We start from the raw sequence: 23,871 nt of genomic DNA, 5'->3' as shown, positions 1-23,871 counted from the left end.
GATAACGTAGTTTAGCATAGTGTCGAATTGCGAACACGGCTCACCATCGTGAACCCACCTTCTTAGCTATAGCAAAGCAGCCGCGGCGTGCTCACCAACGACGAAAGCCCTATGCCAACCGGTGGAGTCGCCTTGTCACCCATTCCATGGTCAGCATCATCGCAATCAGCCACATCAGCACGACGTTGCGGCGACGATTGAAATCGATGTCAGGGGTGCCAGGCAAGATCGTGGTTTGCGGTTGCGGTTTTAGCTCTGCCGTCAATGTTTTTCTGACCTGATCGTTGGTCGTATCGGGATCGACGGCGGTGTAAACACCCGCGGTCATCTCGGCGAGTTGTTTGAGTTCCCCATCGTTCCGTCGCGGTCGCTCGAGTTCTACGGTCGGCAGCCGCACCTGCACGCTTTGACGAAGGACTTGTTCCTCTAATGCATCACCGAGCGTTAGCAACAATTCATAGCTTCCCGCTTCGCGAACGACAAAACGACCGCCGTAGGTACCCGGTCGGGGCTCGCCTTTCAGCGGCAACAGCGAGATATCTTCGATACGGCCACTCGGGGACAACAACTTGGCTGCGACTTGGGGGACGTCGAGGGGTTCGAATTGGTCGTCGCTCAGAATGGCACGCACCGTGACCGTTTCCCCGACCATCGCTCGCGATGTATCGACCAGCAACACACCTCGGGTACTGTCACGCATCAAACGGCCTTCACTCACCCAGCGGACCAACTTGGTGTAGTAGCTATCGAAATAAGCATCACTTTCCCCGCGCAGTCGCCAGATCTCACCGCTGCCCTGAAAGTAGACGCGACCCGCACCGTAGAAATGCGATGCCAAATAAACAGGCAGCGATCCGCCAACCTCGGTGGTGGGATCGGAAAAGTAGGCATAAACCTTGGCACCGGGTTTTGCCGTTTTCACGCCAACGAAATCGTAGACACCGCCAAATTGTTCCCAAGCATCAAAACTGTCGGCCGGATCTTCCGCAATCCATAAAAACTCAGCTCGCCGCGCTTCGGGGGTAAATTGGAAAGGCCACGAATTCTCGCCACCTTGCCGACCGCCTGCGAGTAGAGCTCCACGCGTCGACAAATTGACCGGGAAGAACCCCGAAATGCGGCTCACCCGCGGATCGGTCCTCAGCCTTGTCCATTGGGGATGGTAGACCGGCCCCGCGATCAGGATCAGTCCACCGGCTTGCTGGCTAAGCCATCGATCGAGCAGGTCAAGCGAATCGGCATTGATCGCTGTCCAATCGGGATCGAACGCGATGATCGTATCGTACTCGAACAATTCCTCTGGCTTCGCGGGGAACTGATCGAGCACGCGATCGGCATCTTGACTCATGCCGGGTCTTCCCGTTTGCAACCAAACATGAAGCTCGATCGACTTATCACGAAACAACAAGTTTCGCACGAAACGGTATTCGCGAGTTGGCCCCCCGGCGATGGCGAGGACGCGCAACTTCTTCGCCACCACTTCGTATCGAGCGGATCGGGCATCGTCACGTTGGTTCTGGTCTTCCTCGGGTGCAACAACACGAATCGCCAAGCGGCGACGGCCCACGGTCTCGGGTTCGATCTCGAAGCGGACGGAGGTCAACGTTCCGTCGCTGGCGACTTTCACTTTTTGACTATCCACCACTTCCCCAAAACTCGTTGAGGATTCGTCCGCTGCATTCATGCCACTGGTAGCCGAAGGATCAAGTTGGTCCAGCAATTGAACATCGACTTCCAGGTTGTTTGGCCCGCTGGCTTGTAGCATCGCAGTAACCGCGAATTTATCACCGGGGTAGACGCGTCGCGGAGCGTCAAGATCGACGACCCGTACGTTCACTGGGGCACTGCTGCTGCCTAGGCCAACCGGGAAGATGGCAACTTCGCTTCGTCGTGCGGCTGCGATCGCGGCTCCGGTCCCAACGCCTCCGTTATTTTGGCCGTCGGTCATGACGACGATGCCGGATAGCGTCGAGGGGTCAAAATCCGACAAGATACTTCGCAACGCATCACCGATTCGGCTTTGCGAGCCGGTGGCCGCGATGGCTTGAGACCAATCGGCAACGCGAACAGGCGCCGGAGTCGTGCTCGGTTCCGCTGGAGCCTTTTCCTGTTGTGTCGCAGCAGCTTCTTCGCTGACCCCGAGAATTTGCGTCAGCGATTGGTCCGTATGCACCGCGTAGACACTGCCGAGCACGATCACACCGAGCACCAACGAGGTGGCTGTCGCGGCCAGCAGCCAAGGCACCGCCTGAGTCCGACCCGCCGCTCCGACCAACAACGACAGCGCGGACAGCAACACCCCGAGGGCCACAAGCAACGAGCCGACGACCGCCAAGGTCGAAAACGATGACGACGAGGAATCGGCCTCGTCATCCTCGCGGGTCTCAAAAAATCCGCCACGGGTTTCAAGCAATTGGGGGGCGCTGGCTTGGTCAAACGCATAGACGCTGACCCGGTGCTCCTGCTCAAGCCGCGACAAGAGATCCGATTCGGCTAAGACCCGAGCCGCTCGTTCCGCTCGCGTCTCGGTACTGGCGATCGCGCCAACGGGCAGCGACATACTCTGGCTGGTGTCGACCAGGATCACCACCTCACTCGGTCGCGTTACCCGCCGCTCGGTTCGCCGATGCAAATCGAAGAAGAAAAAGATCAGCGAGGCGATCGTCAGTAGTCTGAGCCAGATCAAGGTCCACCGTGTCAGCTTTGGCAATTCGGCGACATCGCGACGATAGAGCCGTACGGAAACGAACAACAGCGCAGCCAGCGAACCGATCAGCAGGGCCCAAGACCACCAACCTTCAAGCGTCGACGCCCGCGCGAATTCGTAGACCACTTGTTGCGTGCCGTGGCCAATCGATTCGTTGATCATTTCATTCATCGTCCACCTCGGACAGAAAACGGTCCTTGGTGATTTAAAAAGGACCGTTTTGATTTTTGTGTTCCGCTTGCAGGCGCGTGATAACTTGCCCAGTACGCAAGCGTCTGCTCGGCGGCAAGCAGTGTGCCGAGCAAACCGAGCAACAGCAAGGCCAACGTCGAACTGCCAGCCGTTTGGTACTGCGCGGTCCAATCATCGCTGGACAAAAACTTGACCTCGATGGGCAACAAGTCCTGCTGAATCGCTGCGGAATCCGCACGCCGCAAATCCCCTTCGCCGGTACGAAGGACCGAGGCGACGGGGATGACTTGGCCACGTCCGTCGCTACGGGTCAAGACCCATTCGGCGATGCCAGGCCGCAACAGATCATTCAGGTTCGCTTCGCCGTCAATGACCAATTCGGTAGGATCCCACGCGAATTGAGCGATCGAAGCAAAAGGCTCCGCAGCATCTTCGATCACATTCGCCGCCACTTCAATCGGCACGCGTGGTGGTTCCATCGCGGCGGGCACGTAGGTCGCTTCGGGCGCGTAGGCAGAAAGTGCTACCTGACGATTCACGGCCTCATCGATAAACCGCTGGGTTGGCGGAGCCGCACCACTCCACAAATCTGCATTCGCTTGCAGCAGGAAGACAACAAACGTGGGGTCACCCGGCCAATTCGTCCAGCTCCCATCCAATCCGGTTAGCACCGTGATGATTCGCCCCCGGTCAACGTCATGCTGGGTGACGAGCGGCGCACCGTCACGGCGTTGAATCGCGACGCGGACTCGCGGTCGATCGGTATCATCCGGTTGCTCAAGGCTTGGCGTTTCGAGCGTCCATGAACGAGACAAACCGATCAACGAAAGGGCGGCATCACCACCGGCTCGCAGAGGTGCAAGAAGCTCTGGTGCGTCACCAAAGATCACATCCGCAGACGATGCTTCCGAGGGCGGCGGAACATCGGTTTGCGTCTCTAGCGGAAGCGGCAAGAGGCGCCGGTCACCGGCAAGAAGCTGTTCGTTGTAAGAATCCTTGTTGATCTCGTTGCCAAGAAACCAAGCCAATCCGCCCCCAAGTCGTACATACCGATCGAGCGCATCCGCGACATTCTCGCTGATCTCCGGCACATCGATAAGGTAGATGGCGCGATAGGTGGCCAAAGTCTCAGCCGTTGCCGATCGCAAGAACGAGAGCGGCTGGATGTCGGGAATCGCACCGATACGCACTTGGCTGCCGGGATCGAGTACCGAGGCCACGTGATAAGCGCCACGCCCATCCGTGCTGCCATCGACGATCAGAACCTTCTCGGCATCCGATAGCGGTAACGTACACGTTCGCGAATTGTCGATGGCCAGCGAATCCTCGGGAAGCGAGACTTCGATCGCGTGAGTCCCCTGTTCGGCGATGAATACCTGAAACGTCTTGGTGATTTCGGCTCCCGCTTCCAGCGATTCGATCACCAAGGCAGGCAACGATTCGACTCGGCCGCTGACGGCCAACGTCGGGTCGGGCTGACCGAGTTCCGCCGAGTAATGGTAGACCTTCACTTCAAGCGGAACGTTGCTTACATTGTTGGGCCCATAATTGCGGAGGGTCGCATTGACGACGACCGGCACTCCCGCGACCCAAACATCCCGAACCGGAGCAATGTCCGTCACGGCCAAATTGGATACGGGCTGGATCGCACAATCGATCATCCGAATCGAGACGTCATCACTGGAGATTGCACGCATCGATTCCGCGATTCGTTGAGGGGAAGCCCAATCACGCTGCCGAAAATCACTGGCGATGTACAGGACCTTCTGGTCGGCCGGCGCGGTGCGAATCAACTCTCCTGCAAGATCGAGCGCGGCAACCAAGTCGGTTTGAATCGGCGAAACTTCGGTTGACATCACGCGGTTAATCAACCGAGCGTCGGAAGTGATCGTTTGGGCAGACAAATCAGCAGCGGAGTCACCCGAGTCGCTACCACCACGCACGGTCATCGCCGCGCGGCTCGATCGCATCACCGTTAACTCATGAATGCCATCGTCACTGGCCAAACGACGCGTCAGATCCTGGAGCGTCTGTAGCGAACGAACATAGGCCGACACGCCGCCGCTGCTGTCTCCCATCGAATAGCTGTCGTCCAAAACCACGACATGGTGCGTCGTACTGCCCCCCAGGACCCCCAAGATCGGTCCACCGCCCGTCCAACCACAAAGCATCGCAATCAGGACCGCAGCGACCGCTAACCGAGAAAGCAGCAGCAAAATCTGCCGTAAACGAATCCATTTCTTCTGCTTCCGATAACTGGCCAGCAGAAAATCCATGGCGGCCCATTTCTGCCGCCGATGCCGAAGCATGTTGATCAAATGGACCAACAACGGCACCGCGACGAAAAGAAAGCCAATCGTTAAAGCAGGGTAAAGGAACAAGGTCGAGTGGGGAGTTGAGGGTCAGATGTCAGATGTCAGATGTCAGATGTCAGATGTCAGATGTCAGCGGTCAGCGGTCAGCGGTCAGGGGTCAGGGTGGCCTGATGAAAGGAATTCGACTAGACAAACGAAGCCATTTTTCACGTTCACACCGACCCGATCCATTTTGGCTCCCCTCGCCCCACTTGGAGGTCGTGCAGTTTTTAAGTTGTGACTGCTGAAGTGTTTAGGTATCCAACCACCCCTGCCCGCGCAGCGGGAGGGGTCGAGCGCAGCGAGGGGGAGGGCCGGTATAGAAACAGTGCTGGAATTTCATGTTGTAATCGCAGCCCGTTTTCCCTCTCCCTCGCTTAGGCTCGACCTCTCCCAGAGGGAGAGGTAAATCTTGTAAGTCTTTTTCAATCAACAACTTAAAAACTGCACGACCTCCTTGTGGGGAGAGGGGCTGGAGGTGAGGGGCTTTCGCCGAGCCAGAGTTACTGGCCATTTGCGTGTGCTGATCCCCCCTCATCCCCAGCCCTTCTCCCCCGAAAAATCGGGGGAGAAGGGAGCCAGGTCTAGTTCGGTTAACTGCGAGAACGTGTCCACAATCTTTTCATCAGTCCAGGGTCCCGGTGTAAGGTGTATTCTTGCTGTCATCTGTCTTGCTGCCTCCTGGCCATCCGTTGGCCCTGAGTTGCGTCCACGAGGCCCCCTCATCCCCAGCCCACGCTGTCTCTCATTTCTTCAACTTCGGCAACGATTGCCGTGCCGCTAAAAACTTGGCTAACACCGCGTCCAGCGGCTCGTTCGTCCGGACTTGTAGGTAATCGATCGATAATCGGCCGCACGCTTGCTTGGTCTTGGTCAAAAACTCATTCAAGGCCTCAAGGTATCCTTCCCGCAAGGCTCTTGGATTGCAATTGAGCATGTCATCGGTTTCCAAACCTTCGAAGCGAGTCGCTCCATTGAACTCGAAATCCAATTCATCGCCGTGCAAGACGTGAAACATTGCGACATCGTGGCCTCGACTTCTCAGGAACCTCAACCCTTCGACCAGCGAATCCACTCCGAGCAGATCGGAAAGGATCACCACTAAACCGCGGCGTGGAATGCCTTGAGCAATTTCCTTCGCGACGGCCACCAAATCAGTTCGGCCGTCGGCACCCACCGAGTCGAGCATCGATAGGATACGCGTCAGTTGCTGTTGGTTGCTTTTGGCCGGAACGGTCGCTCGGACTTGAGTGTCAAAGGTGAATAGCCCCGTGGCATCTTTTTGACGAAGTGCAAGGTAGGCCAACGAAGCGGCAATCGAAGACGAATAGTCGAACTTATTCGATTCCCCGTCGCCGTACGCCATGCTGGCCGAGCGGTCGACCAACAAGGTCAACCGCATGTTGGTTTCTTCTTCGTACTGCTTGATGTGCAATCGATCTTGACGCGCGTAGACCTTCCAATCGATATGACGGATCTCGTCACCTCGAGTGTATTGGCGGTGCTGCAGGAACTCGATCGACTGTCCAAAGTAAGGACTTCGGTGCATTCCTGACAGGAACCCTTCGACCACACGTCGCGCCGTCAACTCCAACCGACGGATTCGCGCGGTGACCTCAGGACGCAAATATCTTTTGGAATCGGGCATCGCGTGAAAGTTCATCCTCGGTCGTTGGCGTTGCCGCGATAATGCGGTCGATCACATCGTCGCTGGTCACCCCGTCACTTTCCGCGGCAAAGTTAACCACCATGCGGTGACGAAGGACCGGTTTGGCTAAGTATTGAATATCCTCGATTTGCACATGGAAACGCCCTTGCAACAGAGCCCGAGCCTTGCCACCGAGAATCATGAACTGGACCGCCCGGGGACCGGCCCCCCAACCGACAAGCTCATCGACAAAATCGGGCACGCCATCACCGCCGACGCGCGTTTGCCGAACCAGCGACAAGGCATAGCGAACGACATGGTCGCTGACGGGCACTTGCCGCACCAAGTGCTGCAATCGCAAAATCTCTTCGGCTCCAAGCACCGCTTCGACTTTTTCGATGGCCGTGCCGGTTGTACGCCGCGCCACCTCGAACTCCTCATCAAAGCTCGGATACTTCACATAGACCTTGAACATGAAGCGGTCTTGCTGGGCTTCGGGCAACGGATAAGTGCCCTCCTGTTCGATCGGGTTTTGCGTGGCCAAGACGAAAAACGGATCGGCAAGCGGGTGGCGATTACGGCCCACCGTGACCTGTCGTTCCTGCATCGCTTCGAGCAGTGCGGCCTGGGTCTTCGGCGGAGTGCGGTTGATTTCGTCGGCCAACACGACATTGGCAAACAAGGGTCCCTGCATGAAGCGGAAATCACGGTGACCGGTCGCCCGGTCTTCTTCCATGATTTCCGTTCCCGTGACGTCGGCCGGCATCAAGTCGGGCGTGAACTGGATTCGGCTAAACGACAGGTCCAAGGTTTGAGCGAGCGTGCTGATCATCAGGGTTTTGGCTAGCCCCGGGACCCCCTCGAGCATGCAGTGACCGCGACTGAACAGACAGATCATGATTTCATCGATGACCCGTTCTTGGCCAACAATGATTTTGCCAAGTTGTTCGATGATGCGTCTGCGCGCTTCATGCAGCCGGCCCGTATCTGCCTCGCTAAGGGCATCGGAGCTGATGGCGTCTGGGTTCGCCGCGGGGTCTGCGGACATGCAACTTCCTTCGGTAGAAGAGTCAATCATGGAGGGAAAAGCAAAGAAATCCCTCGAAATCAGTTGTCGCCGAAATGGATGTCCTCGTGACACGATTCCAGCGACCCACGGATGCGGGCCAACGGGATCCGAGCGTTTGCTCGCTTCGTTTGCGGTCGCACCGCGCTACGCAAGTAGAATAGCAACAAATCAACCCGCATGTAGTCCCGCAACTAGCCTTCCATTTTGAGCACGGGCAATCGGCGACGCTGATCGATTTGGTGACGAATCGACTCGGGCGTCGTGTCGCTGGGGCGAGGCCGATCGGCGGGGGCAACCTCGGGCGGAACGAAACGGTCCCCTTGCCGTGTACCGCGAGCAGCGAATTCTTGCTCAATCCCTAATCGAATCGATGATTTCTCCAGGCACCACCGTGGCTCGATCAAGTAACTCGGTGGCGCCTCCCCGCTGATCCGCTCGACAATCGTTTCGGGGGGAATCCGCTCGAGAAAATCGACGACGGTGTGAATGTACTCGTCTTTTCCCATCCATTCGATTTCCCCTGCGATCACTTGATCCCCAAGCGGCGTGCCCTCAACCGCATACAAGTTGTGCAACTTGATTGCGTCCAATCCTAACCGTCCGACCTCCTGGGCCGTCTGCATCATCATCGTGTGCGTCTCCCCCGGAATGCCCAAAATCACATGCCCGCAGCACTCGAATCCACGACCTCGGCTGCGGTCGATCGCGTTGACCATGCTGGCGTGATCATGAGCCCGATTCATCCAATCGAGCCCCGCCTGGTGGATCGTTTGCATGCCAAATTCGAGCGAGACGTTGGCGGTCTTCGCAAAATGCTCGAGCAGATCGAGCACGGAATCGGGAACACAATCAGGCCGTGTCCCGACCGCCAACCCAACGACTCGGTCGTCGAGCGAAAGGGCTAATTCGAAAAGCTCCTCCAACTGATCAACCGGAGCGTAAGTGTTGGTGGCAGGTTGAAAATAGGCGATAAACCCGGCAACTTTCGAGTATCGCTCTGTCACCGAGGCAATCCCCCGCGTCAACTGCTCGTTCACCTGTTTCAGCCGCACCCGGCGAGAGGGGCTGAACGAACGGTTGTCACAAAAGTTGCACCCTCCGCGAGCGACGGCGCCATCAACATTTGGACAGGTAAAACCGGCGTCGATACTGACCCGCTGAATTCGACCGCCAAACTTTCGCTTCAATGCAGCCCCAAAGGCGTTAAAACGCAAATTTTCGGATCGCCAGGCCAATCGCTGATCGAATCGTTGCTCAGATGCCATGTCGAACCGTTGCCATTTCAAGGAAACCGGTCAAAATAGGTTCTAGTCTGTGAACAAGCAAGTCGATCGAGAGCGCAACGTGGATACTGAATCAAAACCTGACTTCGCCGGTCCCTATGGCCAGCTAACCCCCACCGGCGGCGGGGACATTATCCCTCTGGTGAAGGATCGCTTGTTGATCGGCCGTCGTGGGGAGTGTGACATCCAGTTGAAATTCGCCAACGTGTCGGGGCAGCATTGCCGCTTGACGTTAGAGCACGGGTATTGGTTCATTCGTGACTTGAACAGTCGCAACGGGATCAAGGTCGACGGCCGGCCAGTGATCCGCAAACGGCTCGATCCCCATTGCAAAGTGTCCATCGCCAAACACCATTTCACGATTGAATATGAGCCGCAGCTCCTCGGGGCCTACGGACCACCGCCCGCAGACGATGATTACCTAGAAGACTTGATGAAGAGCTCGCTGATGGACCGAGCGGGCCTGAAGAAACGGGACCCAAAGAGCCCCTATTCCAATCGCGATTTGAACGAGTAAGGTTTGGTGGAGGGCGAGAAACGTTCGCTTGCCCACACCCTATCCTCTTTTACCGCTCGGAAGTGCAATCCATGGCTCGCTTGGCCCACCACGTTTTCTTCGTTCTCAAGGACCGCAGCCCCGAATCGATCGAGTCGCTCGCCAGTGCTTGTGAGAAGTATCTCGACGGTCACGAGGGTGTCGTCGACTTTTCGGTCGGCACACGCGAAGCGGAACTCAATCGGCCCGTCAACCTCGACTTTGACGTTTCCCTGCACGTGATTTTCAGAGACCGCCCGTCGCACGACGCCTACCAAACAGTCGAGCCGCATCTGCAATTCATCGCCGAGCAAAAGGACAACTGGGAAACGGTCACCGTTTGTGACAGCAACTTGCGGTAACAAAAACGCAGAAATGGGCGGGAATCGACCGAACCCATTCCAGCATCCGTTGGCCGGATGGGCTGATCGATCACTCAGCCTTGTCAACCATTTGCCGAAGCGCAATCAATGCGCGGATCCACAGCATGCGAATTGCGGCAGGTGAACGCTCCATTTTCGACGCGATCTCAGCGTGAGTGAAATGCTCGAAATGTCGCAGTTCGATCACGCGTTGGTACTCTTCGGGTAAGCGTTCGATTGCAGAGGAAACGAGCAGATTTTGCTCGGCGTCCTCTACCGCTTCATCCGGCTTGGGCTCCTTGCCAACTGCGATATCCTCGATGCGAACACTTGTTCGGTTGATCGCGTCGTTGATTACTCGCTCGATACCGTCGCCTCGCTTGGCGGCCCGCAACCCTCGCTGGTTTTGCAAAACCACGCGACGCAGAATGACTCGTAACCATGCCAATCGCTGGGCGTGAGACGATCCACGAAAACCAGCGTCGCCTCGCCAGGCATCAAGCAGCGTTTGCTGGACAACGTCCGACGGATCAATCTTGCCTCGCAAATGATCCGGAATCTCCTTCACTGCAATTCGTAACAACCACGGGCGCAGCGGGCCAATCGACCAACTGTGACGCAAACTGCTCTCGGGATCGCCGTTTGTAGCGTCGAAATTACCCATGCGATACCCGCCCGGTGATCTTGCGAATCCATTGGACCAGCTTGACGATCGGAAAACCGAAAAGTGTTGTATAAAGCAACATCATCACAAACAAAAACGCGATGTCTGCCACGGTGATTGTATACCACTGACCCTCACGGGACATTCGCTGAAACAGAATCGGAATCACTGCCGATGCGGAGGTCAGACAGCAAGCCACTAAGAAGATGCCCCCCAGTGCGATGTAGTTTTTTCGAACAATTAGATGAGTCAACGCATACAACGCGGCCGTTAGAAACAAGCCAGCGATCAGTGTAATCGGCCAACCTTGGCGCACATTTGGGTCGCTCGAGAGCGATTTAGACGGGTCAAGCAACGATTGCCAGGTCAACATTGCAAAGACGACAACCACCGGAGCGAGCAGGAGATACAACAAACTGAAAGAGCGCTTGCGCACTGCATGAACCAGATAACCAAGCGGCAATAGAATCGCAAGACAAGTCTGCGCGATGCCGATCACGATTGATGACAATGTCGAACGGACTGTATTGCCACCCCAAAACGGTGACATCGGAGAAAGTCTTTCGAAACGGCGGTCACGTGCCTGGGGCGGCAGTCGGGCGAGAGCGTTCCTAAGCTCCGAACTTGGGGACGGATCGCGAATCGTTGTTGACCGAATGCCATCGCGAGCTTGATGAACGATACTGTAGCCATCCGCATTCCCCTGAACCCTTGGTGTCGGTTCCTCAAACAAACTCCGCTGGTTTAGCCGATCGATCTCCGCCACGGATCGCCAAACCTCGCGACCGTCAAACAGATCCACCAAGCAAACAACATCCTTATCGCTGCGCAGTTCTGCCAATGGTGGATGGTGCGGTGACTCGTGCAAGTGTGTCAACTCGCGTCCGCCAAGGTCAACCGCCCAACGGGCGTTGGCCGCATCGATCGTTGCCAACAACTCTTCCCCAGGCGAATCGCCTCGCAGCAGCCAAAGTTCTTTGCCCTCGATTTCAATCGCATCGAACGCATCGAACGGTTCGGATCGATTGACCAGCAGCCCTCGCGTCAACTGGCCAGCGGAAACATCAAACCGTGACAAACTGCTGTGCTGATCCTCGCCAGCTAAACGAACTTGATACGAAGCTTCGTCGAGCACCAAGGGATCTTGCATTGGCACCGTAACGGTAGCGATCGGATCGACCGCGTCGCCCATTCGATAAACCGACGCAATGAACGGACCGCCCGGTGAGACAATGCGGACCATGCCCTTGCGAGCTTCTTGTCGGCCGCGCCACACGATAGCCGAACCAAGCAGCAAGATTGCAGTGGCCATCACCATCCCCACGGCGAACTTCACGCGTTCGCGGTGACGGATCAATTTACGTCGGGCGACTTCCCATAACGGCACGCCGCGAGCTTTGATTGGGCGACCATCGCGAATGGCGCACAAATCGTCGGCTAAATCGCCAGCCGATTGATAACGGTTGTTTGGATCCTTCTCGAGACATTTTTTGAGAACCACGTCCAAATCACGCGGAATCCTGGCTTGAATCGATCGTGGGCTTGGGGCTTGGAACGTGCGAATTTGTTGCAGCACATCCAGCGGTGTGGGGCCATCGAACAGCGGTGTGCCAGTTGCCAATTCAAACAACGTCGCGCCCAAACTGTAAATATCAGATCGAAAATCAAGCGACTGACCCGCAGGTGCAAATACCTGCTCGGGACTCATGTAGCGAGGCGTCCCGAGGATTGCCCCCGAAACGGTCGCCGTCACATCGGCGTCGCGACGAGCGAGTCCGAAATCCGTCAACCAGACGTGACCCTCCGGCTCGATCAGCAGATTACCGGGCTTGATATCGCGATGCAGCACCCCATGATGATGCGCGTGCTCCAATGCTTCGGCCGCTTCGACACCGATCCGTACCACTTCGTCGATTTCAACGCCATCGGTATGCTCTCGAAACGCTTGGTTCAAAGGCAAACCGACAATCCGCTGCATCGCGTACCAATGAACACCCTTGTGTTGACCCACGGCATAGATTGGAACGATATGCGTATGGTGCAAGGACGCCGCGGTTTCGGCTTCGCGCTGAAATCGTTTCGCAGTCAGCGGATTCACCGTCCCAAGCGGCAAGACCTTTAGCGCAACGACACGATCGAGCGATAGTTGCTTTGCTTCGTAAACCACGCCCATCCCGCCACGGCCGAGCGTGCCAAGAATCTCGAAATCGGGAATCTTCGGATAGCAAGCTTGCTGTTCCGCATCGATCGAAGTGGCGACACCGCTGAGCAGATCGATCGATTCAACACACGCACGCAGTCGTGGCGCGAGTTCCGGATGATCCATAATGAGTTGCTCAGCGTCTTCGGCCACCCGCTCTTCGCGGCGTTCGAGCCAAGCCTGCAAAACGATCCCTATCCGCTCGTCAAGATCCACTGGGTTCTTATCACCAGGGTCAGGAAGCTCTTCGGTGTTCGAAAGGTTCACGCTTTTGCCTCGGGGCGTTTGGGTGGGAAAATAACGCTTCAGATAAGAAAGATGCGAAGCGAGGCATCGCGCAACACAAAATAGTCAGATTTTATGCTCCCAAGCAGGAAGGATCCGGTGGAACCGACCGTTGGCGACAGGCGTTAGCCTGAGGCGACGACCGCGACGCGAAGGTCGCAGACGTTCGTTCCGGTGGGGCCGGTTCGAATCAAGCCACCACACTTCTCAAAAAAACGATACGCATCGTTGCGACGGAGCTGGTCGGCGAGGTCGAGGGATCGTGCGATCGCAGCTTGGTGAACCGCTCCGTCAAGAATCGCGCCGGCGGCGTCGGTCGGGCCGTCTTCGCCGTCGGTTCCTGCGGAGAGAAATGCGAAGCGACTCCACTCGGCATCGGTCAGATCACCATCGCGTAGATGCTGATAAGCCGCTAAGACCAACTGCTGATTGCGTCCACCGAGGCCCCGGATGTTTTCCGGGGCCAGGGTCACGACCGGTTCCCCCCCGGTGATCAAACAATTCGATCGATGGCCCGTGTGGTCTCGTAACATGTTGACGATCATTTCGGCGTGATGACGTCCGACCTCTTCCGCCGAGCCTTCGGCCCGACTTGCCGAGTGCATCACGTGATTGAATCCGAGTCGTTCGGCGCAAATGCCAGCTTCATCGACGGCCAATGCGTTGTTACCCAACACGATCACGGTGGTCTGCGTCGTCACAGCAGGTCGTGCCGGCGGTTGGCTCTGCAGTAGCGAGTAGACGCTTGATGGCAACGTCTTGTCAGGATCAAAGCGTTGAACAATCTCGAGTGCTTCGTGCTGTTTGGATCGATCTTCCACGGTCGGCCCCGACGCAATCAAGTCGACGGGGTCACCGAGCACGTCGGACAACACGAGCGTGAGCAAGTGACCGGCTCGACATGCGCGGAGCAGTCCCCCCCCTTTGACTTCACTGAGGTGTTTGCGAACGGTGTTCAGTTCGGTAATGTCGGCGCCGGATCCGCTGAGAAAACGGATGACGGTGATCTTGTCTTCGAGGGTCATTCCTTTTCGCGGTGCGGGCAGCAGCGCGCTGCCACCGCCAGAAATCAGCGCGATGCAGAGGTCGCGTGGCCCCGCTTGCTCTGCGATCCGCAAGATTTGCTCAGTGCCGTAGACGCCTTCGCTGCGAGGTTCGTTGACACCGGCGGGACGAGCCGTATGGACGTGGACACCATCCATGGCGATCTCGGTACCGGCGGGCACGTTGATCCAACCGTGAACGGGCAACCAACCGCCGAGGGTCGCGACCAATCCCGCTGCCATGGCGGCAGTTGCTTTCCCGGCGCCGACAACGACGACGCGGTCATAATCGGCAGCGGAGAAGGCATGATCGGCAACGATCAGCGATCCGTCTTCGATGGTCACGTGAGAGTCCACGAGTTGCCGGCCGCGAACCGCGGCCACGCCAGCGTTAAAGATGGTAAGTGCGTCTTGGCGGAGGTTTTTCATGGTTGACCAATCCTAGCGGAGCGCGCCGAGCGTTCGGAACGGGAAGATCGGAAGTCGCTGCTCAGGATGCCATTGCATCCGATAACGCAAGTCGACCGAATGGCACTCGGTTGTTACAACATAGCGACTATGACGCAAACTAACGACATTCCCGATCGCGACGTGCTCGCTTCGGAATATTTTGAGCAGATCCCGTTCGAGCCCTACCCGGTCCAAGAAGAATCGCTGCTGGCGTATTTTACGAACGACCAAGGCGTGCTGGTGTGTGCGCCGACCGGAACCGGCAAGACGTTAATCGCCGAAGCGGCCGTCTATGAGGCGCTTCGAACCGGCAAGCGGATGTACTACACCACGCCGCTGATCGCGCTGACCGACCAGAAACTCGACGAACTTCGCCAATCGGCCGTTCGCTGGGGATTTTCGGCGGATCAAGTCGGCTTGGTCACGGGAAATCGCCGCGTGAATCCGGACGCGCCCGTGTTGGTGGTCGTCGCCGAAATTCTACTGAATCGACTCTTGAATCCGGAATCGTTCGACTTTGCCGAAGTCGCATCGGTGGTCATGGACGAGTTTCATTGTTTCAACGATCCCGAACGCGGCATTGTTTGGGAATTGACCCTGGGCATGCTGCCGGCCCACATTCGTACGTTGTTGCTGAGCGCCACGGTGGGGAATGCGATGGATTTCACATCGTGGTTGTACCGGGCCCACAACCGACGCTTGCAATTGGTCGTAGGAACCGAGCGCAAAGTACCGCTGCAATATGAATGGATTGAGGATGAGATTTTGGCGGATTTTTCCGAAAAAATCGCAGCGGGTGATGAAGCGTCGCGCCGTACGCCAGCGTTGTTGTTTTGCTTTAGCCGATCACAGTGCTGGACCACGGCCGAGTTACTGAAAGGCAAAAAGCTGATCGATAAACATCGCCAAGCCGAATTGGCCGACTATTTGAATGCAGCGGACATGAGCGAGGGGGCTGGACCGAAGTTGAAGGCGATTTTGATGCGTGGTGTCGGTGTCCATCATGCGGGTGTCTTGCCTCGGTACCGTCGGATGGTGGAAGAATTGTTCCAGCGGAAGCTGCTCAGCTTTTGTGTTTGCACGGAAACGTTGGCGGCCGGAATCAACTTGCCAGCACGTAGCGTCGTGTTGCCGAGTTTGTTGAAAGGGCCGCGAGACAAGATGAAGCTGGTCGATCCGGCATCGGCCCAGCAGATTTTCGGTCGAGCGGGACGTCCACAATTTGATGATCGCGGGTACGTCTTCTCGCTCGCTCATGAAGATGACGTAAAGATCAATAAGTGGCGTGAAAAGTTTGATCAGATTCCCGAAGACACCAAAGACCCGGGACTGCTGAAGGCCAGAAAACAGCTTAAAAAGAAAATGCCAAAGCGACGGGCTGGCGAATCCTATTGGACGGCAGGTCAGTTCGAGCAGTTGCGACAAGCGACGTCTGCGAACTTGTCGAGCCGGGGACGGTTGCCGTGGCGATTATTGGCCTACTTGCTCGGGCAAGACTCGGCGGTCCAGCCGATACGCGATCTGGTCAATCGCCGTTTGCTGCCGCCCAAAGGGATCGAAGAGGCACAGCGAGATTTGAATCGGATGCTGATCACGCTGTGGACCGCCGGCTACATCGAACTCGATCCAAAACCGCGTGCAGCCCAGCCAAAACCGGTGAAGCCGAAAGAGGATGCGACGGGGGTTCCGAAAACGGAAGGCTTGTTCGGCGAGATTTTGGACCAAATGCGAGAGGAGGATCCCAAGAAAAAAGAGAAGGAAGCCGAGGCGAATCAAGACCCGAACTTGATCGAAAGCCGTGGTTACGAAGTCGACGAATATCGGCCCGATCACGCGCTTCCCACCGAGCGATTGGAAAGGCTTGTTCACCTCCGCAGCATCAACCCGCTGTTTGGTGTCTACTTGGCGGACCAATTGGCGATTGCCGATCCAAACGAACGGATTGCAGCACTTGAAAGCGTTTTGGAAGTCCCCGGAACGGTGGCTCGCTTTACGCGGATGCCCTCGTATGAAGACATGCCGGCGGGAACCTTAGCCACGACAAGACTCGATCCACAACTATTGAAGCTCGGTCTCGCAACGGCCGAAGAACTTGGCGGCAAGAGCGATGAAGAGGAGGAAGAGATTCGCGATCGTGGGTTCGGTCGCGTGATGTTTGAGGAACCGAAGGTGTGGCCGCTGACGATCGGTGAAAAGATCCTCCGACTCTTCCGTGATGCGTTTCCTCGCGTGCACAACGTGAACGTGCGGCCGGTCTGGATTGTCGGTGAGCTGTTGGAGTTCGGTGGCGACTTCAACAAGTATGTGACAGCCAGAAAGCTGCAGAAGGAAGAAGGGATCTTGTTTCGTCATTGCTTGCGGATGATCCTGCTGCTCGACGAGATGGCCAATGTGCCACCCATCGAATCGACGGTGGAAACGTGGGAAGATCCGCTCGATGAGTTGGCGGATCTGCTGACCGAAACGTGTCGTAAAATTGATCCGCAAAGCACTGACGAGATTCTGGCCGATCCGAAAGGGCCGGTGGATGATTTGGTAGGCCTCGGCCGAAGGAACCCCTAGCAATGTCGATCGATTTTCGAGCGATCATGAGCGGAGAACGAAAAGGATTGCTCGCCTCGTTGATGCGAACCGGGTTGTCGATCGGCAGTGTTCCGTACCGCATCGCCATCGCGAGACGCAACCGAAGTTACGATACCGGGCGAAGTGAAATTCATCGTTGTGGCGTCCCAGTGATCAGCGTCGGGAATCTCACGACCGGCGGCACTGGCAAAACGCCTGTGGTGTGCTTCTTGGCGAAATGGTTTCGCGCCCAAGGCATTCGCGTCGCGATCGTGAGCCGTGGTTACGGTCGCGGCGAAAACGATGCGAACGACGAAGCACTCGAACTGCATGCGCGGTTGCCCGACGTGCCCCACGTGCAAGATGCAGATCGTGTGGAGGCTGCCCGAATCGCGGTCGAAGAATTGGAAACGGAACTGATCTTGATGGATGATGGGTTCCAACATCGGCGTTTGCATCGCGATCTCGACGTCGTTGTCATCGATGCGACCGAGCCGTTTGGGTTTGGGCACCTGCTGCCGCGCGGACTGTTGCGCGAACCGATCGTGAGTCTCCGTCGAGCGGACATCGTGATCCTCTCACGCTGTGACTCGGTCAGCGATCAAGCCATTCAGCGCATCGAGCAACGAGTCCAACAGGCAAACGCTCGGGTTCCCATCGTTCATTCGAGCCACACCCCGACGAGGTTGCTCGAGTATCCCAACCGTGAAATGCCGATCGACTCGCTCCGCGGTCGCAACATTGCCGTCGTTTCGGCCATCGGCAACCCTGCCGCATTTGCCGAAACGCTTCGCGGCTGCGGCGCCAACCTTGTCGATTCGAGAACCCTGCCTGATCATGACGCTTACTCGCCCGACACGGTCCAAGCGATTCGCCAGTGGGCGCGTTCCCTCGGCGACGCGGTGTCGATGATCGTTTGCACGCACAAGGATTTGGTGAAACTGTGCACGGACAATCTCGGTGGCGTCCCCGTCGCCGCCCTGCTGATCGAGTTGCGTTTGCTGTCGGATCCCGCGCCGTGGGAGAGCCGATTGAAGCCGTTCGCCACAAAAAAAGCGTAGACGTCTTTCGGCAACACCGATACGCCTACGCTGCTGAAGCTCGAACCGATCCGGTTCCAACGATTTGGCCAAAAGCCTACGGGGTTTCGCCGGCTGGGGTTTCGGCAGCAGCGGTCGTGTTGCTGCTCGGAGTTTCGACGGCCATCGTCGTGTTCGAGTCGCTGGTGGTGGTGGTTTCTTCAACCGTGATGTCAGTAGAGACATCGGGCTTTGCTGGTGGCTGACAGCCAGCCGCTACGACGAGCATGCCAGCAGCCGTGAGGGTCGTCAAAACCGTTTTCATGTTTTTCACAGTCAAAAACCTCTGTTTCGGAGAGTTGTGTAGAAATGAGCGTGGACCAGATGATGCGGAAGTCCACTCTTAACCATTTTAGGCAGAAACCGCATGACTTTCGACCGCGACTTCACTCTAACAGTGGAATCGGTTTTCGCAAAATTTGAAGGGGAGGATCCAAATAATCCTCAGTTTCGCCACCGAAATCAAAGGAAGTGGTCGCGCTTTTGACGGTTCCGTGATGTGGTTCGACGCGTTCCACCGATCTTTTGACCAAGCATCCCCTGTGGCTGCGACCTACCGACGCACCCTCTGTTTTTTTAGTGAGCCACTATGAACGTCCGTTTTCCATTTGCGATCGCGATTGCATTCGCCTTCATCTCGCTTGCTTGTGTCGGGCGTTCTTTTGCACAGGATTCGCAACCTATCGGGCCCGAGGAGCGAGCCAACCTGTTCGACTCGATTGCCCCGCCGACTCTGGCAGCGGAGCCAAGTCCTTCAGCCGATCTGCACAGCTCGGCGCGGACAACGGCAGAACTGCTCCAAGCACGGGCAATGTACCGAACGCAACAGCGCATCGCACGCCTTGAGCGGAATCTATGGATGGGATATGAGCCGTTACGGCCAACCTGGACCGCGACCCCGATGACAAGCAGCCGCTATCGATCCCATCGGACGATTTACATTCCTGTTTACATTCGTAACTAGTATTCCGAATCAGCTTGCATTGCGAGTCGGCGTTCGAAGTAGGGCCGGTTCCCACCGGCCAAATCATCTGAGAGTGTGGCCGGTAGGAAACGGCCCTTCCCGAAAATTGAGCTGCGGCGGAACACGAGTGCCCCGTCAGCAGCCCCTACGACCGCAGCGAGTCGTCGTTCTTTGTAAAAATACTCGGATTCTGTTCAGCTTGCGGTCGGAGAGCGTCGATTCTTATCAGCGGGGGTGGAGAGACATTGCGCGGTTCGCTGCGCCGAGGCATGTCGTGAAACTCCGTCCATCATTTGCACCGCTGTTCCTGATCGCAACTTCGCTTTTCGCGACGGGCTGCTCCTTGGTGCCCGAAACGCGTCATCGCGAGACGCTTCACAACCCGTTTCCGCAGATGAAACGGGTCGCCGTGCTGCCATTCTTCAATCAGAGCAGCGAACCGACGCTCGACACCGAAATGGTCGCCGAAGGCTACTACGCGGCACTGCAATCGATTGCTGGATTTGAAGTCCTGCCGATTGGTGTCACCAAAGCTCAGTGGATGCAATACGCTGCCACGTACGGTGAGCCGACCACCGGAGAAGATTTTCAGCGACTCGCCAAGCAGATGGGCGTCGAGGCGCTGGTTGTTGGATCGGTCACGGATTACCAAGCCTACTATCCACCACGCATGGCGATGACCGTTCATTGGTACGCCGCGAACGAAGGCTTCCATCCCATTCCCGCTGGTTACGGTTTGCCGTGGGGTACCGAAAACGAGAAGCAGATCCCTCGTAGGATCACTCGCGAGGCCGAATTCGAACTGGCGCGCAGCCAATTGGCCACACAAACACCCCTGGCATCCAACGATGGGCAAGAGATCGCCCAGCGGGAACTGCACCGCGTCTCAGCCGAATTGCCGGTTTCCCCCTCAACCGACGCTTCCTTCGATTTGGGCAGCCCCGATGAAGCCTATTCGTCACAAGGGGGGGACGCATTTGCTAGTACAGACGACCCTGCGTCCACCGAAGTGTTTTTCGGACTCGGTGGCAATCCGGCGCCCGAAGCGCCCCTGCCTCAAGATTGGCCAGACCCAACCGATCTGATCCCCGACCCTCCCTCACCGGTGCGACCGGTACCGCTTGTCAATCACGAACCGGTTTTGTCACACACTCGGATCTATCGGGGTGACGATTCCTACTTTACCGACCGGCTGTCCGACTACGTCGAGTTGGGGGATGATGCACGCCCGGGAGGATGGCAGGGTTATTTGAAACGTAGCGAAGATTTCGTTCGTTTCTGTTGTCACTTGCACATTGCCGAAATGCTGGAATCCAGGGGGGGAAGTGAGCAGACCGACCTCATCCTCCGCTGGCCCCTTAGCCGATACTGAAAGCCGGGCAGGCCGGGTGGTCTCGGCTGAATGGCAAGTATCGATAAGACAGCAAACGGATAGTCGCATCCATGGATAAGGAAATCAACGTTCTTGCGCTCGTAAAAGGTGAAGAGCGGTTTATCTTTTTGTTTGACGACGAGAACCGCGACAGCACGCTTCGCCAATTGGCTCGCTTTGCAGCCGACCCGGAGCTCGATTTTTCATGGTATGACGCCGCGATGCTGAGCCGAAAGATCCGCGATGCTGTGCCGACGGATGACGACATGATCGCCAGCGAAGAGTTTGATAGTTTGTCGATTGATGATTTCTATTGATCTGCTGCGCCCGTTCGCCAAGGCTCATTCCGGTTTTCCCATCGATGGCTGCGGTTCATGCATCGTTCAATCGCCCAATTTCTACAATACCTCGCGACCGAGCGCAACGCCTCCGAATTGACGGTCAAAGCGTACCGGGAAGATCTTTTTGGTTTAGTGGAATGGTTGAATGCAACGCGTGGTAAAACGCCGGCGCCCCATGTATTGACGCCGCAAGATCTCCGCGCATTTCAGGCCGCACTGCAAGCGGCCGGATATGCACGCACCACGATCGCCCGAAAACTGGCGTCCCTAAGAAGCTTCTATCGATTCGCAATGCGACAAGGGATCGCGACAAGTAATCCCGCCAAACCGTTGCGCAACCCAAGGCGTCAACGGAAACTGCCGCATGTGCTCAACAACGAAGAGGTCGGCCAATTGTTGTTGGCTCCGCCTGCGGGTGAAACCGCAGGGCTGCGAGATCGGGCGATTTTGGAAACCATGTACTCGGCCGGTCTGCGGGTCAGCGAATTGGTTGCGCTTCGCGACGGTGACATGGATTTCGAAGAACAGATCCTTCGCGTTCGCGGAAAGGGACGCAAAGAACGGATCAGCCCGTTGGGATCGTACGCCATCAAGGCAATTCGTGCCTATGCAAAACGCCGCGTTCGAGATCCGAAGGCGGAAAGTCTCGGACGCGATGCTCCGGTGTTTGTCAACCGTTTCGGTCGTATCCTGACGACCCGCAGCGTGGGCCGGATGTTAGACAAGTACATTGCAGTGGTGGGGCTTGATACCCGCACCAGCCCACATACGCTTCGTCACAGTTTTGCGACGCATTTGCTCGATCGCGGGGCCGACATTCGTAGTGTGCAAGAATTGCTGGGGCACAAGAGTTTGGCGACAACCCAAATCTACACTCACGTCAGCGCCGCAAACCTGTTGTCGGTTTATGAAAAGGCTCACCCTCGGGCAAGTTAGTGTGCTGGCCCTATTCAACTTCACGGTTGGGGCGTTAGCACCGAAAGGGATGATTCCGAAAGCACCTTTGCCTCGAAGGAGTGCCTTTACGCCCGCTGGCGTTGTATCGAACCGCTTGGGACCTTCTATAAACAAATTTCGGATTTCACTCTCCCGCTTGGAGGTTGTGCCGTTTAGCGTCCCCCATCCAGAGAGACTAAAATGATCGACACAAGTCGCGCTAATGGATTCTGACTCCCCTCTCCCCTCTCCCGGGGTGCGCCGCTACGCAGCGACCCCTGGGCTACCTTCTGAGATCCTTACAGGATCAAAACAGACGCGTATGTTGGAGTCGTAGGCTTTAGCCGATTCAGTAAGGATCCAGCACGCAATCGGCTAAAGCCTACCACTCCAACGAATAATCCGGGCTAACGGATCTCGTGAACGGCCCAAAAAAAAGCCGCACCCTTCTGTAAAGAGTGCGGCTGATTCGAAATGGCGTTGCCATCATACGGTAACACGAACCATCGACTATCGTCGAGCGATTGCGTTGCTGTCGAAATCGAAGGTCAACTCCGTCGTGCTGCCGGCGGCCACATCAACGGTTCGTTCCTTGCTAACCGATTGGCCGTTTACCGTTGCGGTGACGTGAATGGTGTACCCGGTCCATTGCTCGCCCGGCTTCAACTGCGAGGTACGGAAGGTCCGCAAACTACCTTTGCCGTTGGTCACGTTACCCGCCAAAGTGACGGCAGCGCCTTCGGGCACATGCAACTTCACAACCGTGACGACATCGCTGTTTGCTGGCGCGGCTTTCGTTTCCGGTTGCGGCTCTTTCACAGGAACGTCAAATATCACCCGTTCGACGTCACCAGGGCGAAGTTGAATCGACTGTGAATCCGACATCGTCTCGCCATCGGACGTATAGTCGACATGCACCACGTACGTGTAGACGTATCCTTCTTTCAATCCACGCGACATGAATTGACGAACGTTGCCTTCACTCGTCGTAACGTGCCCGTTGACCGTTACCTTGGCATCGTCAGGGACGGCGACCGTTAGCAATGCGGCATCTTGGTCGAGCCGTGGTTTGGCTGATTCATAGCGAGTCGAATTTTCGATCGTTTCGTTACTGACCGAACCGTCTTCAAGGGGCGGTTCTGGATCGGCAATCACGCTCGGACCGCTTTCCATGATCGCATCCGAGCCTTGACCGCCCTCAAGAATTGTCTCCTCAATCGGCGACGAATACGTTTCATAGGACGATTCGATCATCGGTGACTCGTAGCCCATTTCCGATTCGATCGGGGCCGAGTAGAAATCGACCGCCGGAACCGTCGGAGCTTCGTATCGACTGATTCCTCCGCTGCTGCCGTAGCTGCCGATGACGAAGCTGACCGGACTGACGCTTCCACCACAGCATCCTGCGCTGTAACCCGAGTAGCCCCCATAGGATCCACCGCTCGATCCGCCACGACTGCGATACACAGCGTATCCCGTGCTGCCACCGCTACAGCCACCTTGGTAACGAGCTGCCTTGCGAGCGGCATGTTTCGCATGGAGTTTTTCAAACAGACTTGCAAGCGGTCCAACGCGACCGCCCGAGCTGCCAAGGTTGTAGGCCACGTAGCCGCCGCTGGATCCCCCTCCGTGAGAGGTGTAGCCACCAGAGGAACCGTAGCTGCCGCCAGAAGAACCGTAGCTGCCGCCGTAAGAACCGTAACTGCCAGCTGCCGACACGATGTTCGGCAAGCTGCTCGCTGCGACCATTGCTGAGGCAATGGTGAGAACCCTTAAGTAATGGATCACTGCAGAAAAACCCTCCGTCAAGCTCGATGATTCGATT

18 protein-coding genes are annotated in these 23,871 nt (G+C 56.8%); 8 read left to right on the top strand and 10 right to left on the bottom strand.

Going from position 1 to position 23,871, the window contains the following annotated elements; translation table 11 throughout:
• Nucleotides 1–109: 109 nt before the first annotated feature.
• From Poly41_RS04930 to Poly41_RS04910, 5 genes are all read right to left on the bottom strand, one after another.
• Nucleotides 110–2,878, bottom strand: coding sequence for a vWA domain-containing protein (locus Poly41_RS04930; RefSeq protein ID WP_231615410.1), 2,769 nt, complete (start codon nt 2,876–2,878; stop codon nt 110–112).
• Complete coding sequence (locus tag Poly41_RS04925; RefSeq protein ID WP_146524730.1) at nt 2,875–5,280, bottom strand: BatA domain-containing protein; 2,406 nt, start codon at nt 5,278–5,280, stop codon at nt 2,875–2,877. Before Poly41_RS04925 ends, Poly41_RS04930 begins: the two co-directional genes overlap by 4 nt.
• Before the next feature lie 718 nt (nt 5,281–5,998).
• Nucleotides 5,999–6,880: a DUF58 domain-containing protein gene (locus tag Poly41_RS04920; protein WP_146525002.1), complete on the bottom strand. Its 882-nt coding sequence runs from the start codon at nt 6,878–6,880 to the stop codon at nt 5,999–6,001.
• Entirely contained in the window at nt 6,870–7,949 is a 1,080-nt protein-coding gene (locus Poly41_RS04915; RefSeq protein ID WP_231615409.1) for an AAA family ATPase, read from the bottom strand. The genes Poly41_RS04920 and Poly41_RS04915 overlap by 11 nt, the downstream gene beginning before the upstream one ends.
• Before the next feature lie 212 nt (nt 7,950–8,161).
• Nucleotides 8,162–9,235: a TIGR01212 family radical SAM protein gene (locus Poly41_RS04910; protein ID WP_146524728.1), complete on the bottom strand. Its 1,074-nt coding sequence runs from the start codon at nt 9,233–9,235 to the stop codon at nt 8,162–8,164.
• 79 nt (nt 9,236–9,314) lie between these two features.
• Between Poly41_RS04910 and Poly41_RS04905 the strand changes: the two genes are divergently transcribed.
• Nucleotides 9,315–9,770 (top strand): FHA domain-containing protein, encoded by a 456-nt coding sequence (locus tag Poly41_RS04905; RefSeq protein WP_146524727.1) that lies wholly within the window; start codon nt 9,315–9,317, stop codon nt 9,768–9,770.
• 71 nt (nt 9,771–9,841) lie between these two features.
• Complete coding sequence (locus Poly41_RS04900) at nt 9,842–10,150, top strand: Dabb family protein (protein WP_146524726.1); 309 nt, start codon at nt 9,842–9,844, stop codon at nt 10,148–10,150.
• A gap of 70 nt (nt 10,151–10,220) precedes the next feature.
• Here the strand turns inward: Poly41_RS04900 and Poly41_RS04895 are convergent, their stop codons facing one another.
• The 3 genes from Poly41_RS04895 to Poly41_RS04885 all read right to left on the bottom strand — a co-directional run bounded on the left by Poly41_RS04895 (nt 10,221) and on the right by Poly41_RS04885 (nt 14,771).
• Entirely contained in the window at nt 10,221–10,814 is a 594-nt protein-coding gene (locus Poly41_RS04895; protein ID WP_146524725.1) for a sigma-70 family RNA polymerase sigma factor, read from the bottom strand.
• Nucleotides 10,807–13,281, bottom strand: a complete 2,475-nt coding sequence (locus Poly41_RS04890) for a serine/threonine-protein kinase (RefSeq protein WP_146524724.1) — start codon at nt 13,279–13,281, stop codon at nt 10,807–10,809. The genes Poly41_RS04895 and Poly41_RS04890 overlap by 8 nt, the downstream gene beginning before the upstream one ends.
• Before the next feature lie 143 nt (nt 13,282–13,424).
• On the bottom strand, nt 13,425–14,771 hold the full coding sequence (locus tag Poly41_RS04885; protein WP_146524723.1) for a glycerate kinase type-2 family protein: 1,347 nt from the start codon (nt 14,769–14,771) through the stop codon (nt 13,425–13,427).
• A 129-nt stretch (nt 14,772–14,900) separates the two neighbouring features.
• On the opposite strand from Poly41_RS04885, the gene Poly41_RS04880 reads away from it, so the two are divergent.
• Together Poly41_RS04880 and lpxK are read left to right on the top strand one after the other, a co-directional pair.
• The gene (locus Poly41_RS04880; protein ID WP_231615408.1) at nt 14,901–17,354 is read left to right on the top strand and encodes a DEAD/DEAH box helicase; all 2,454 of its coding nucleotides are present in this window, start codon (nt 14,901–14,903) and stop codon (nt 17,352–17,354) included.
• Between the two features lie 2 nt (nt 17,355–17,356).
• Complete coding sequence (gene lpxK, locus Poly41_RS04875) at nt 17,357–18,415, top strand: tetraacyldisaccharide 4'-kinase (RefSeq protein WP_231615407.1); 1,059 nt, start codon at nt 17,357–17,359, stop codon at nt 18,413–18,415.
• A gap of 76 nt (nt 18,416–18,491) precedes the next feature.
• Here the strand turns inward: lpxK and Poly41_RS04870 are convergent, their stop codons facing one another.
• On the bottom strand, nt 18,492–18,707 hold the full coding sequence (locus Poly41_RS04870) for a hypothetical protein (RefSeq protein ID WP_146524721.1): 216 nt from the start codon (nt 18,705–18,707) through the stop codon (nt 18,492–18,494).
• A gap of 315 nt (nt 18,708–19,022) precedes the next feature.
• On the opposite strand from Poly41_RS04870, the gene Poly41_RS04865 reads away from it, so the two are divergent.
• The 4 genes from Poly41_RS04865 to xerC all read left to right on the top strand — a co-directional run bounded on the left by Poly41_RS04865 (nt 19,023) and on the right by xerC (nt 22,046).
• The gene (locus Poly41_RS04865) at nt 19,023–19,397 is read left to right on the top strand and encodes a hypothetical protein (RefSeq protein WP_146524720.1); all 375 of its coding nucleotides are present in this window, start codon (nt 19,023–19,025) and stop codon (nt 19,395–19,397) included.
• 274 nt (nt 19,398–19,671) lie between these two features.
• Complete coding sequence (locus Poly41_RS04860) at nt 19,672–20,769, top strand: hypothetical protein (protein WP_146524719.1); 1,098 nt, start codon at nt 19,672–19,674, stop codon at nt 20,767–20,769.
• Between the two features lie 71 nt (nt 20,770–20,840).
• Complete coding sequence (locus Poly41_RS04855; protein ID WP_146524718.1) at nt 20,841–21,086, top strand: hypothetical protein; 246 nt, start codon at nt 20,841–20,843, stop codon at nt 21,084–21,086.
• Nucleotides 21,087–21,143: 57 nt separating this feature from the next.
• Nucleotides 21,144–22,046 (top strand): tyrosine recombinase XerC, encoded by a 903-nt coding sequence (gene xerC / locus Poly41_RS04850; protein WP_146524717.1) that lies wholly within the window; start codon nt 21,144–21,146, stop codon nt 22,044–22,046.
• Between the two features lie 510 nt (nt 22,047–22,556).
• Here the strand turns inward: xerC and Poly41_RS04845 are convergent.
• Nucleotides 22,557–23,834: a TIGR03000 domain-containing protein gene (locus Poly41_RS04845; protein WP_231615406.1), complete on the bottom strand. Its 1,278-nt coding sequence runs from the start codon at nt 23,832–23,834 to the stop codon at nt 22,557–22,559.
• Nucleotides 23,835–23,871 lie beyond the last annotated feature (37 nt).

This window comes from Novipirellula artificiosorum, from assembly GCF_007860135.1.
Classification (GTDB): domain Bacteria; phylum Planctomycetota; class Planctomycetia; order Pirellulales; family Pirellulaceae; genus Novipirellula_A; species Novipirellula_A artificiosorum.
This window is presented reverse-complemented; position numbering and strand designations above follow the sequence as displayed.

Bases quoted from the DNA above. Each gene is read 5' to 3' on its own strand.
- Poly41_RS04930 (WP_231615410.1), bottom strand. From the start codon at position 2,878: ATGAATGAAATGATCAACGAATCGATTGGCCACGGCACGCAACAAGTG.
- Poly41_RS04915 (WP_231615409.1), bottom strand. From the start codon at position 7,949: ATGTCCGCAGACCCCGCGGCGAACCCAGACGCCATCAGCTCCGATGCC.
- Poly41_RS04910 (WP_146524728.1), bottom strand. From the start codon at position 9,235: ATGGCATCTGAGCAACGATTCGATCAGCGATTGGCCTGGCGATCCGAA.
- Poly41_RS04900 (WP_146524726.1), top strand. From the start codon at position 9,842: ATGGCTCGCTTGGCCCACCACGTTTTCTTCGTTCTCAAGGACCGCAGC.
- Poly41_RS04895 (WP_146524725.1), bottom strand. From the start codon at position 10,814: ATGGGTAATTTCGACGCTACAAACGGCGATCCCGAGAGCAGTTTGCGT.
- Poly41_RS04885 (WP_146524723.1), bottom strand. From the start codon at position 14,771: ATGAAAAACCTCCGCCAAGACGCACTTACCATCTTTAACGCTGGCGTG.
- Poly41_RS04880 (WP_231615408.1), top strand. From the start codon at position 14,901: ATGACGCAAACTAACGACATTCCCGATCGCGACGTGCTCGCTTCGGAA.
- lpxK (WP_231615407.1), top strand. From the start codon at position 17,357: ATGTCGATCGATTTTCGAGCGATCATGAGCGGAGAACGAAAAGGATTG.
- Poly41_RS04865 (WP_146524720.1), top strand. From the start codon at position 19,023: ATGAACGTCCGTTTTCCATTTGCGATCGCGATTGCATTCGCCTTCATC.
- Poly41_RS04855 (WP_146524718.1), top strand. From the start codon at position 20,841: ATGGATAAGGAAATCAACGTTCTTGCGCTCGTAAAAGGTGAAGAGCGG.
- xerC (WP_146524717.1), top strand. From the start codon at position 21,144: ATGCATCGTTCAATCGCCCAATTTCTACAATACCTCGCGACCGAGCGC.